General features: G+C 67.6%; 13 protein-coding genes. 6 read left to right on the plus strand and 7 right to left on the minus strand.

Features of this window, described 5'->3' with window-relative positions; genetic code table 11:
- Positions 1–472 precede the first annotated feature (472 nt).
- From ACE3TU_RS13555 to ACE3TU_RS13580, 6 genes are all read right to left on the minus strand, one after another.
- Positions 473–1,615, minus strand: coding sequence for a succinylglutamate desuccinylase/aspartoacylase family protein (locus ACE3TU_RS13555; RefSeq protein WP_374625022.1), 1,143 nt, complete (start codon positions 1,613–1,615; stop codon positions 473–475).
- A gap of 7 nt (positions 1,616–1,622) precedes the next feature.
- Entirely contained in the window at positions 1,623–2,366 is a 744-nt protein-coding gene (locus ACE3TU_RS13560) for an ABC transporter permease subunit (RefSeq protein ID WP_374625024.1), read from the minus strand.
- Positions 2,363–3,211: an ABC transporter permease subunit gene (locus tag ACE3TU_RS13565; protein WP_374625026.1), complete on the minus strand. Its 849-nt coding sequence runs from the start codon at positions 3,209–3,211 to the stop codon at positions 2,363–2,365. Before ACE3TU_RS13565 ends, ACE3TU_RS13560 begins: the two co-directional genes overlap by 4 nt.
- Before the next feature lie 58 nt (positions 3,212–3,269).
- Positions 3,270–4,028 (minus strand): transporter substrate-binding domain-containing protein, encoded by a 759-nt coding sequence (locus ACE3TU_RS13570; protein ID WP_374625028.1) that lies wholly within the window; start codon positions 4,026–4,028, stop codon positions 3,270–3,272.
- A 123-nt stretch (positions 4,029–4,151) separates the two neighbouring features.
- Complete coding sequence (prmB, locus tag ACE3TU_RS13575; RefSeq protein ID WP_374625030.1) at positions 4,152–5,054, minus strand: 50S ribosomal protein L3 N(5)-glutamine methyltransferase; 903 nt, start codon at positions 5,052–5,054, stop codon at positions 4,152–4,154.
- A gap of 13 nt (positions 5,055–5,067) precedes the next feature.
- Positions 5,068–5,850, minus strand: a complete 783-nt coding sequence (locus ACE3TU_RS13580; protein ID WP_374625032.1) for an ABC transporter ATP-binding protein — start codon at positions 5,848–5,850, stop codon at positions 5,068–5,070.
- A gap of 133 nt (positions 5,851–5,983) precedes the next feature.
- Here ACE3TU_RS13580 and ACE3TU_RS13585 point away from each other — a divergent pair, with 133 nt between their 5' ends.
- Positions 5,984–6,184 carry a CsbD family protein gene (locus ACE3TU_RS13585; RefSeq protein WP_374625034.1) on the plus strand — a complete coding sequence of 67 codons (201 nt, stop codon included), beginning with the start codon at positions 5,984–5,986 and terminating at the stop codon, positions 6,182–6,184.
- Positions 6,185–6,256: 72 nt separating this feature from the next.
- On the opposite strand, the gene ACE3TU_RS13590 is transcribed toward ACE3TU_RS13585, so the two are convergent.
- The gene (locus tag ACE3TU_RS13590) at positions 6,257–7,051 is read right to left on the minus strand and encodes a response regulator (protein WP_374625036.1); all 795 of its coding nucleotides are present in this window, start codon (positions 7,049–7,051) and stop codon (positions 6,257–6,259) included.
- Positions 7,052–7,207: 156 nt separating this feature from the next.
- Between ACE3TU_RS13590 and ACE3TU_RS13595 the strand changes: the two genes are divergently transcribed.
- The 5 genes from ACE3TU_RS13595 to ACE3TU_RS13615 form a co-directional block, all read left to right on the plus strand.
- Entirely contained in the window at positions 7,208–7,414 is a 207-nt protein-coding gene (locus tag ACE3TU_RS13595; RefSeq protein ID WP_374625038.1) for a NepR family anti-sigma factor, read from the plus strand.
- A 4-nt stretch (positions 7,415–7,418) separates the two neighbouring features.
- The gene (locus ACE3TU_RS13600) at positions 7,419–7,970 is read left to right on the plus strand and encodes an RNA polymerase sigma factor (RefSeq protein WP_374625040.1); all 552 of its coding nucleotides are present in this window, start codon (positions 7,419–7,421) and stop codon (positions 7,968–7,970) included.
- 221 nt (positions 7,971–8,191) lie between these two features.
- Entirely contained in the window at positions 8,192–9,133 is a 942-nt protein-coding gene (locus ACE3TU_RS13605) for a diacylglycerol kinase family protein (protein ID WP_374625042.1), read from the plus strand.
- 246 nt (positions 9,134–9,379) lie between these two features.
- Positions 9,380–10,714 (plus strand): hypothetical protein, encoded by a 1,335-nt coding sequence (locus tag ACE3TU_RS13610; RefSeq protein ID WP_374625044.1) that lies wholly within the window; start codon positions 9,380–9,382, stop codon positions 10,712–10,714.
- Between the two features lie 261 nt (positions 10,715–10,975).
- Positions 10,976–11,185: hypothetical protein (locus ACE3TU_RS13615; RefSeq protein WP_374625046.1), on the plus strand; the 210-nt coding region annotated here is incomplete at its 3' end.

The raw sequence follows: 11,185 nt of genomic DNA on the forward strand, positions 1-11,185 counted from the left end.
CCGACCATCGGCCGTCTCAAGGGGCTCGCCGAGCTGCGTGGCGTGATGACGGCGCTGGAGCACAGGCAATACGGGCTGGGAGGCTAGGCGCGGACCTGCCTTCCGCCCTAGGGGGGTATTGCCCCACCCACGGGGTCATTCCCGCGAAAGCGGGAACCCTCGTTTGCTATCGATCCACTCACGCAAACCGAGAGGAGCCAACGGAGATTCACGCTTTCGCGGGGATGACCCGGTGAGTGAACTAGGTGTGGGAGTGTCCCTGCCGGTACCGCAGGCTCGATGTCATCCCGGCGCAGGCCGGGACCCAGCACTTTGCACACGCACCGTGATCGGGATGCATCTCAAGATAGGCCCCGGCCTCTTGCCGGGGTGACCGCGGTGGGGTGGCACAATGGTTCCCCCCACCCAACATCAGGCGTTGGTGCCGGTAGACCCCCCTCCGTCCGTAAACGTAGGGAGGATCAAGGCCCCTTCAATCCTCCAGCAGGTAGGCGCCCTTGCGCCCCGGCAGCGGCACGGTGCCGACGATCTTCATGATGGCGCTGCCGCGCTGCGCATATTTGTGGCTGGCGCGGGTGAGCACGAACCCGTCGGTGCCGGCGAGGATCGGCGTGCGCGCCATGAAGGCCTCGGGGCCGTCGAGGGCGATGAGGTCGGCGACCGGCTGCCCCTTGCTGACGCGCTCGCCCAGGTCGACCCGGTAGGCGACGAGGCCCGGCCGATCCACCCTGAGGATCTCGGTGGCTTCGAACGGCGTGCCGCCCGGCATCGCCGGCGGCGGTGCGCCGGCATCGGAGTCGACCAGGTTGCGCCCGGCGAGGAAGCCCCAGAGCCGGCGGGCATCCTCGGCGCCGAAATGGTCGAAGACGTCGGCCTGACCGCGATACTCGAGCGTCGCGGTGGCGCTCGCCATCGGCACGGGCTTGCCCGGGTTGGCCTGCGCCACCTTGCGGTAGAGCTGCGGCAGCACCTCGTCGAACGATCCGCCGCCGCTGTCGGCAGCGGTCAGCGTCGCCGCCGCGCCCATCCAGTCGGCGAGGTCCTGCAGTTCCGGCATCAGTTCGGGCGAAGTGTAGATGTGGATGAGCGAATCGTCGTCGCAATGGAGGTCGAGGATGAACTCGGCGTCATGGGCCTCCCGCAGCACGAGCAGGCGCAGCTGCTCCGCCGCCGAGCGCGGCTGCTGCGCCTCGATCCACTGGGCCACGGCCTTGCGGATCAGGTTGACGTTGAACACCTCGTCTTCGCTCAGCCGGCCGGAAAGCTGGCTGCGGATGGCCGTGAACAGGTCGGGCCAGCGGCGGTTGTAGTTGATGCCGGTATTGGTGTCGTAGCGGCCGACATGATGGCGCAGCAGCCGATTCGACAGACCCAGCGGGTTGACCAGCGGCATCACGGTGAAGCGGGCCCGGAGCTGGCCCCGGTCGTCGGCCTGTCGCAGCATCGGCAGCAGGTGGTGCAGCAGCATGGTGCCCGGGTGCTCGTCGGCATGCAGCGCCGCCTGCAGATGCACCTTCTCGGGGGCGTTCTCGGGGCCGATCACGTAGTAGGTGAACTCGGTCACCTCGCCGGGCGTATCGCCGCGCAGCGGCACAGTCTTTCGCTGAAAGCTCAACGCGTCCTCACAACCGGTTCATCCTGAAGCGCAGCGGCACCGCGCCCGGCATATGCCGTGTCAGGTGGCGGTAGACCAGCCCGAACACGAAGAAGATGGCGAGCGAGACCGCGAGGAAATAGAGCGCCGCGGCCGAGAAGTGCAACACCGCGTTGTAGTCCTTCTCGAACAACTCGCCGGCCATGTTCATCAGGTCTTTCTGGTCGTCGATCACCGGCAGGGTGAAGTACACCAGCGCCGTGGCGTGGAACAGGAACACCACTTCGTTGGTGTAGGCCGGCCAGGCGAGGCGGATGAGATGCGGCCAGACCACCGAGCGGAACTGCTGGCCGCGCGTCATGCCGAAGGCGCGTGCCGCCTCGACCTCGCCCTTGGGCACGGTCATCAGCGCCCCGTAGAAGATTTCGGCGGAATAGGCGGTGGTATTGAGCGCCAGGATCGCCGGTCCGAGGACGAGCGGATTGAGCACGATGCCGTCGATCCCGAGCGGCCTCCACAGGCTGAGGTTGAAGGCCAGCGCCAGCGAATAGAACATGAAGAGCTGGATGAAGAAGGGCGAGCCGCGAAACGCATAGATGTAGCCGGCGCACAGGTTCGAGATCAGCGCGTTGCGGGACGCCTTGCCGAGCGCCATGAAGATGGCGAGGACGAAGCCGATCGGGATCGAGGCGAAGGCAAAGTAGACGTTGAACAGGGCCGGCCGGGCGAGGACGGCCAGGTCGCCGAGCAGCGGCGCGAGAAACTCCATCATGCCGGACTCGCCACCGACATGCCGCGGCCCGCCCAGCGGGTCACCGCCGCGAACACCTTCTCGGAGAGGAAGGTCAGCAGGATGTAGAACACCAGCAGCACCAGGTAGTAGCCCCAGCGCCAGTCCGGGTGCACGAGGCCGGCGGAGCGGGTGAAGTTCGGCGCGCCCAGCCGGTCGGCCCAGAGCACGATGTCGGCGATCTGCAGCAGCGAGAGCAGCGAGGTCGCCTTGATGATCAGCATCCAGACATTGGAGAGGCCGGGCAGGGCGTAGATCCACATCTGCCGGATGTGAAAGCGCCACAACACCTGCGCCTTGCTGAAGCCGAAGGCGCGGGCCGCCTCGAGCTGGCCGCGCGGCACCGCCGTCATCGCGCCGGCGATGACATTGGCGGCGAAGGCGCCGTAGACGATGCCCAGCGAGACGCAGGCCAGCGCCAGGTATTCCGGCGTGCCGAGAAACCAATTTGCCGCGTCGCAGGGCGGCCACTGGCCGGCACTGGCTGCAAGGCTCTCGGGCGTGCACACCCCTTGCGCGCGGATGAGTTCGACGAGCTGCTCGAAGGCGAGCGGGAAGAACAGGAAGAACAGCACGTCCGGCACGCCCCGGACCATGTTGATGTAGAGCGCCCCGAGCAGGCGCGCCGGGGCGAAGCGGGCGTTGCGCAGCGCCGCTCCGGCAAGGCCCATCAGCAGTGCGGCGAGGGCGCCGAACACGGCCGCGGCGAGCGTGTACTGCACGCTCGCGTACCAGGTCAGGTGCTTGCCGTTGGTGAAATAGCCGAACCAGAACAGCAGGTCGTCGCCGATCCCGTCCTTCAGCCATTGCGGCAGGATGTCGAGCATCCGGAGCCCCCGGGGAGAAAACGGGCGGGCCGAGCTCTCGGTCCGCCCCTGGCAGCGATCAGCCGCCGGCGAAGATCGGGCCCGGCGCCTTGTCCGGGAACCACTTGATGATCAGCGCGTCGAGCGAGCCGTCCTTCTTCATCTCGCCGATCGCGGCATTGAGCTTGCCCTCGAGGTCGTCGTCCGCCTTCCTCAGGCCGACGCCGACGCCGCCGCCGATCATCACGTCCGGCCCGGTGATCTCGAGCGAGCCCGATGAGCCGGCGACGATCTCGGCGAGATAGGAGCCATCGGCGAGGATGACGTCGACATTGCCGGCATTGAGGTCGGCCAGCGCCTGGTCGGCGGTCTCGAACGCCTTGATGGTGTTGTTGGCCCCAAAGGTCGCCTCGGCATAGGCGGCCTGGATGGTGGCGCCCTGCACGCCGACGTTCTTGCCGCTCAACGCGGCAAAATCGAGCGCGGTGCCGGTGCGGACCATGTACTTGGACGGGTCGGGCGGAAAGTAGTTGTCGGAGAAGTCTATGGTCACCTTGCGCTCGTCGGTGATCGACATGCCGGCCATGATGGCGTCGTAGTTGCCCGCGACGAGGTTCGGGATGATCGAGTCCCATTCATTGATCTGGAACGTGCACTCGAGCGCCGCGCGCTTGCACAGCTCGTTGCCGAGGTCGACCTCGAAGCCGGCCGGCTTGCCGGCATCGTCGAGGAAGTTCCATGGCGCATAGGCGCCCTCGGTGGCGATCCGTACCGCCTGCGCGTTGGCGCCGGTCGCCATCATGGCGAGGGCGGCAGCCGCAAGAAAGAACTTGTTCATATGCGTCTCCTGTCGGTCGCCCGGCCCGTTTTGTCAGGGCCGGTGCGGAAGCCCGCCGGCCGGCGGGCATTGGGGCACACGCTAGTCGAATTTACCGACTGGTCAACATTGCGTGAAAGGCCGCTACATCAGGTCGCGCCGCTCGAGCCAGAACACCTCGCCCTCGCTGGCCTCGGTGTCGAGCCAGGTAAAGGGCAGGTGCGGGAATTCCGCCTCGAGGAGTGCCCGCCCGGTGCCGACCTCGCAGATCAGCCCGCCGGTCGGGGTCAGGTGCCGCGCTGCCTGGGCGAGGATGGTCCGCACCAGGTCCAGCCCGTCGGCGCCGCCCAGGTGCGCCATTTGCGGCTCGCCGGCATATTCGGGCGGGAAGGCGGCGACCTCGGCGGCCGCGACATAGGGCGGGTTGGTGAGGATCAGGTCGTAGCGGGCGGACCCGACGGGCTTGAACAGGTCGCCGCGCTTGAGGCGGATGCGGTCCGCCAGGCCATGATCGTCGACATTGAGCCGCGCCACCTTGAGCGCCTGGGGTGACAGGTCGACGGCATCGACATCCGCCTGCCCGAAATACATCGCGGCGATGATCGCGAGGCAGCCCGAACCCGTGCACAGGTCGAGCACTGATCCCACTCCGCCCGCGTCGGGGATCAGCCCGAGGCCCTCGGGGCCCAGGGTGCCGGAGAGCAGCAGTTCGGCGATGAACGAGCGCGGCACGATCACCCGCTCGTCGACTCTGAACGGGATACCCTGGATATAGGCCTTGCCGACGAGGTATGGCGCCGGCTTCCGGGTCACGATCCGCGCCTCGAACAGGGCCAGCAGGTGCTGCCGTTCGCTCGAGGTCAGGCGGGCATCCAGCCAGGGATTGATGTCGTCGACCGGCAGGTGCAGCCCCTCGAGGATCAGGAAGGCCGCCTCGTCGATCGGCCCGGCCGTGCCATGGCCAAACACCAGTCCGGCCGATCCGAAGCGGCTCGTGGCATAGCGCAGCAGATCGCGCACCGTGATCAGTTCGTCGGCGAGGGTCACGAGGCTTGTCCTGTCAGTGGTCGGCGGCGGCGAGGAACTGCCGGAGGCGCGGCGAGCGGGTGGCATCGAAGATCTGCCCGGCGGTGCCCTCTTCCTCGATCTTTCCCTGGTGCAGGAAGATCACCCGATGGGCGATCGAGCGCGCGAGGCCCATGTCGTGGGTGACGAGGATCATCGTTCGCCCCTCGTCGGCGAGCAGCTTGATCACCCGCGTCACTTCCACCTGCAGTTCCGGGTCGAGCGCCGAGGTCGGCTCGTCGAACAGCATGACCTTGGGATTGATGCACAGTGCCCTCGCAATCGCGGCGCGCTGCTGCTGGCCGCCCGACAGCTGGCTGGGGTAGGCGTCGGCCTTGTCGCGGATGCCGACCTTGGCCAGCATGGCGAGGGCCTCGCGCTGGACTTCGGCGCGGTCGCGCCTCTGCACCCGGAGCGGCGCCTCCATTACGTTGCCCAGCACCGTCATGTGGCTCCACAGGTTGAAGGACTGGAACACCATGCCCAGTTCCGAGCGGATGCGCCGGATCTGTGCCTCGTCGGCCGGATGGCGCTGAGGTGGTCTTCCGGCAAGACGGATCTCCTCCCCCGCCACCCGGATCGTGCCGCTCTCGGGCACCTCGAGCATGTTGATGCAGCGCAGCAGCGTCGACTTGCCGGATCCCGAGGAGCCGATCAGGGCCACGACTTCGCCCTGTCGCGCGGTGATCGAGACGCCCTTCAGCACGTGCAGTTCGCCATAGGACTTGTTGAGGTCGATGATCTCTACGACGGCTTGGGGGGGAGTTTCGAGCTGCATGGGATCACAAAACCCAATGCCGGCCCGGCTGGCAAGCGCCTTCGTGGAACCTCGCACGTACTGCCGGCGTTGCCCAGGCAGAGGACGCGTCAACCGAGGCGTCCCGCAAACCACCTGTTGAGAGGAGTTCTCGATGAACTGGAACGAAATGGAAGGGAACTGGGAGCAGTTCAAGGGCAAGGTCCAGACGCAGTGGGGCAAGCTCACCAATGATGACCTCGCCACCATCCAGGGTCGCCGCAAGGAACTCGCCGGCAAGATCCAGGAGCGGTACGGCAAGACGCAGGAAGAGGTCGAACGCGAGATCGACAACTGGTACGGCCGGCTGCACTGACCTGCTGGCCTGAACGCCGAAGGGCCCCGCCACGGCGGGGCCTGCCTCGCCGCTGCCGGGCGGGCCATCCGCTCAGGCGGCGGCCCGCGAGCCTTCGTTGAAGAACAGCGCCTGGCTGATCAGCGCCTTGACCATTTCCGGGCTGAACGGCTTGGTGACGAGGAAGGTCGGCTCGGGCCGCTCGCCGGTCAGCAGCCGCTCGGGGAAGGCGGTGATGAAGATCACCGGGATCGGGTGGGCAGTGAGGATGTCGTTGACGGCATCGATCCCCGAGGAACCGTCGGCCAGTTGGATGTCGGCGAGCACCATGCGCGGGCGGGAGGTGCGGAAGAGGTCCACCGCTTCCCTGCGCGTGCGGGCGACGCCGACGACCCGGTGGCCGAGGCTGGTCACCATGTGTTCGATGTCCATGGCGATGAGCGGTTCATCCTCGATGATCAGGATGTCGGTCGCGACCTGCCGGGAGATCTCCTGGCCGGCCTGGGCGAGGAGGTCGGCAAACTCCTCCGGCGTCACGTCGAGGACCTCCGCCGCCTCGGCCTGGGCGAATCCCTCCACGGCAACGAGGAGGAAGGCCTGGCGCGAGGTGGGCGGAAGGCTGGCGAGATTGGCGGCGGTGCGCGCTTCCCAGGCGAAGGTCGAGCCGGGCTCCGGCATGCGGACGGCGGCGGACAGGAACAGCTTGGAGAACAGCTTGTAGAGGGCGACCCTGTCGCTCGAGGCCGTCGGAAAGATCGTGAGGTCGGCGATCAGGGCCTCGAGGACAGCCGCGACGTAGGCATCCCCCGACGTCTGCGAGCCGGTCACGGCGCGGGAAAACCGGCGCAGGTACGGCAGGTGCGGCGCAATCCGCGTGGACAAGGTCATCGGCAAGCTCCCTCGGCGCATTGGTGGGCATGGAGTCGCAGAACGATCTGGCGAAACAATGGTTCCCCACGGACGGAACTTTTTGCATGGTCGCGAGTTGCAGTGGGTGCAGCAGATGTGCCGCCAGGTCGGCGCTGCGGGGTGCAGGTCAGGACGATGCGAGACAAGAAACTGATGAATGCGATGACAGGTGTGGGGCGGCGACGGGATGACGAGCTGGGGCCGAACTCGGACATCGGCAACAAGCTGAGGGCGCTCTACGGCGCAGTGCAGGAGGAGGGCATTCCGACCCGGCTCCTCGATCTGCTCGATCAGCTCGAGGTGGCCGAACAAAGGGTCGCCAAGCGCCCGGATGCGGAGTAGGCCAATGACGGACCAGCCGAGCTTCAAGCGCGAGCTGCTCGCGACGCTGCCCAGCCTCAGGGCCTTTGCGGTGTCGCTCTGCCGTCGCTCGGACCAGGCGGACGACCTGGTGCAGGACACGGTGATGAAGGCCTGGGCCAAGCAGGCGAGCTTCGAGATGGGCACTAATATCAGGGCCTGGCTGTTCACAATCCTGCGCAACGAGTTCTACAGCCAGATGCGCAAGCGCGGCCGCGAGGTGCAGGATTCGGAGGGCGCCTTCACCGAGCGGTTGTCCGTGCATCCCTCGCAGCACGGCATCATGGACCTGGGCGACTTCAAGAAGGCGCTCGACCGGTTGCCCGATGACCAGCGCGAGGCGATCATCCTGATCGGTGCGTCGGGCTTCTCCTACGAGGAGGCCGCCGAGATCTGCCACTGCGCGGTCGGCACGATGAAGAGCCGCGTCAGCCGGGCCCGCACGCGTCTGCAGGACCTGCTGCAGGTCGCGGGCGAGTCGGACTACGGGCCGGATCCGGTATCGTTCCAGGTCACCGGCGGGTCCTTTGCCCGCTGAGCGCCCCAGTGCCAGCGCGGTAGACGTCAGGTCGCGGCGAGCGGCGAGGTCCGGATGCCACCCTGTCGCTCGGTCACCATGCCCGCGCCGAAACGCGATGGTGCGGTCGGCGGCGCGGGGATAGGCTTGTGGTTGCTTCGGGCGCCCCGATGACAACCGGCACGACAGAAGCTGATGCGTCGCAGGCCGTCGCCGACGGTCTCCTCCGCCCCTGGAGCACCATGCACTTCATCGCTGTGATCAACAGGAACGGCGGAACCTTCCGGACCATGGACCTGGTGCGCTTCGTCGCCGAGGCCGTGTCCGTGTTCGCCGCCCATGGCCACCGGCTGTCCTGCCGCATCGTCGATGGCGACGACCTTCTGGGGGCGCTCGAGGCCGCCGCCCGTGACCCGGCCTCGGACGGGTTGATCGCGGGTGGCGGCGACGGCACCATTTCGGCGGCGGCGGGCATCTGCTTCAGGCATGGCATGCCGCTCGGGGTACTGCCCGGCGGCACCATGAATCTGTTCGCCCGCTCGCTGCGCATTCCGCTCGACCTGTCCGCGGCGCTTGAGGCACTGGCCGGTGGGGAAATCGTCTCGGTCGATATCGCCACCGCCAATGGCCGCCCCTTCGTCCATCAGTTCTCGGTGGGACTGCATTCGCGGCTTGTCCGCATCCGCGAGGGGCTCCCCTACAGGAGCCGCTGGGGAAAGATGCTCGCGAGCGTGCTGGCGGTCGGCGAGGCGCTGTCGAGGCCGCTGGTCTTCAGGGCAGAGATCCACACCCCGCAGAGGACAGAGACCCGCCGGGCCGCCGCCATCTCGGTGTCGAACAATGTCCTCGGTGAGGGGCACGTGCCCTATGCCGAGGCCGTCGATCGCGGTGTCCTCGGCGTCTACGTGGTGCGGCCCATGCCGGCGGGGGAACTGGCGAGGTTGCTGATCTCGCTGCTGCTCGGAACCTGGAAGCGGCATCCGCTGGTGTCGGAGAAGGAGGTCACCGAGGTGTCGCTGCGCTTTCCGCGCCGCAAGGCCTCGGCAAGTGCCGTCATCGATGGCGAACTGATCCCGCTCGAGGCCCGCGTCGACCTGCGCATCCATGCCGGCGCACTCAGGGTGCTGGTGCCGCGTCAGGGAGCGCCGCAGGCCACCCCTGCCGCCACGACGGCGACGGCCTGATCGAGTGACCGCCCGCGCTTGTCCTGCGTTGCCTCGCGGCAGTCCCCGACAGACCCTGCGCCGTTCTCCTTTCGGAAGTTCGCCGCGCGCCAAAGATGTCGCGTGCGTTGTGCTTTGCTGGTGCGGCAAGCCGGGGCGAACACCGATGACGACAACTGGAATCTGCCAGTGACAGGCGCGAATTGCTCTTGTTTCCGTGTCCGGGCTCGAACAGGATGACGCCAGTCCACCCCTGAGGTTTTTCCGATGCGCGTGCTTCGTCTGCTGGTTGCGGGATTGACCGTGTTCGCGGCGACGTCGTCTTCGGCGCCGGCCCAGGATCGGGTTTGGGGGGCCAGCGGGCTGTACGGCGATATCGTCGCCACCGACTGCCTGCTGTGCGGGGAAGACCTGGGACTCACGATTTCGTGCCAGGGCGTCGGATCCGATGCCATGGTCCGGGTGCCCTTCGCTGCGGTCGACCGGCCGCCGATGAGCCCGGCCCCCCTCGAGGTCATTGTCGACGGCCAGTCCTTCCGGTTCAGCGCCAGCACGGAAGAGCAGGGACTGGTTGGCTTCGTGCCGACCTTCGAGCTGCCGGCCAACCATCCCCTGGTCGACGCGCTGGCCGGCGGGCAGGCGGCGACGGTGGAGTTCGGCAACATCTCCGCGACCATCGGGCTCACCGGTTCGCGGCAGGCCCTCGAGATCTTCCGGGCACATTGCGGCTGGTACGATCTGCCGGCCTACCAGGGGCCGCTTGAGGTGGCGACGGACGAGGGCGCCCTGTGGTCGATCGGTCAGTTCCCCGATCCCGAGAGCGGCCGCCAGTTCCTCGGCCTCAGCTATGGCATTCCCGAAACCGACGCGGTGCTGTTCGCCGCCAGCTGCGCGATGGACGGCGTCGAGGCCGTCGATGTCCTGCTCGGCGTCGACTACGGGCCGCTCGCCGACGGCGATCCGACCCAGGTGCAGATCAGCGCGGGCGGCCGGACGTTCGTCTACCCGGCACAGGTCTTCGTCGACGGCGACGAGCGATCCGGAGTGCGCTTCGCCGTCGGCGCCAAGGCGCCGCTCTGGCAGGCGCTGATCGCGGGCGGCGAGTTCGGCATGGGCATCCCCGGCGGCACCGTGGCCGCGGCGACCGACCGCAACGTGCGCGGCGCCGTTGCGGCGTTCACTGCAGCCTGCTTCCCGGGGGCGGCGAGCCTCGCCGTCGTGCCGTCGCCGGCCCAGCCGGAGGCGGTGCAGCCGGTCGTCGGCGGAACGCCGGGCGACGTCTTCACGCCGCTGGTGCCCGCGGCGCCGGCCGAGCAGCCGGCAGTGCCGGTGGCCCAGCCTGTCGCGCCGGTGGCCCAGCCCGCACCCGGCGGACCGACGACCTTCACATGCGATGACGGCACCACCGCCGTGGTGGTGATCACCGGGGCGCCGCCCAATGAGACTGCCCTGCTGACCATCGGAGCCGAGCCGCCACTGACGATGAAGGTCATGGCATCGCCTACCGGCCGGATCCTCAACAATGGCGCGACCATCATGATGATCAATCCCGGCATGGTGCAACTGGTTCGCAACGGCAAGCCGACGGCCTGTCGCGGCTGAGTGATCGGCAGCCCAGGCCAGTGTATCGAATGGGGATTGCGGGACTTCGTGCAGGTGGCTAACGATAGACCCAACAAGTACGTACGCGAATAGCGCTGAGTGCCCGCCGGCCGCGTCAGAACACCTCGAAGTGCCTGTCTTCTAGTCTTGTTGAGCCTACGTTTGTTTGGTTGCAGCCGGCGCGCTGGAATCTGCCCCGCCGGACTGTGATCGTGACGACACATCCGGCGGGTGGCCGCCGGTCGAACCGGGAGCTGACGAATGCAGAAGTGGTACTCCGTGCTGGGCGGGCTCGTCGCGATCGTCGTGACCCTGCTGCTGACGACCGGGGCGCAGGCCACCCAGTGCCTGCGGGTCGTGCACCCCAGCGGCTTCATCGCCGAGGTGAAGTGGTTCTCGAGCGGCAGCTTGGCCTACTCGTACAATGCCAAGACCGATACCTACAAGATCAGCAGCCTGCCCACGCCGGCG

Origin of the sequence: Devosia sp. (assembly GCF_041917035.1) — a bacterium.
Lineage (GTDB): Bacteria > Pseudomonadota > Alphaproteobacteria > Rhizobiales > Devosiaceae > Devosia_A.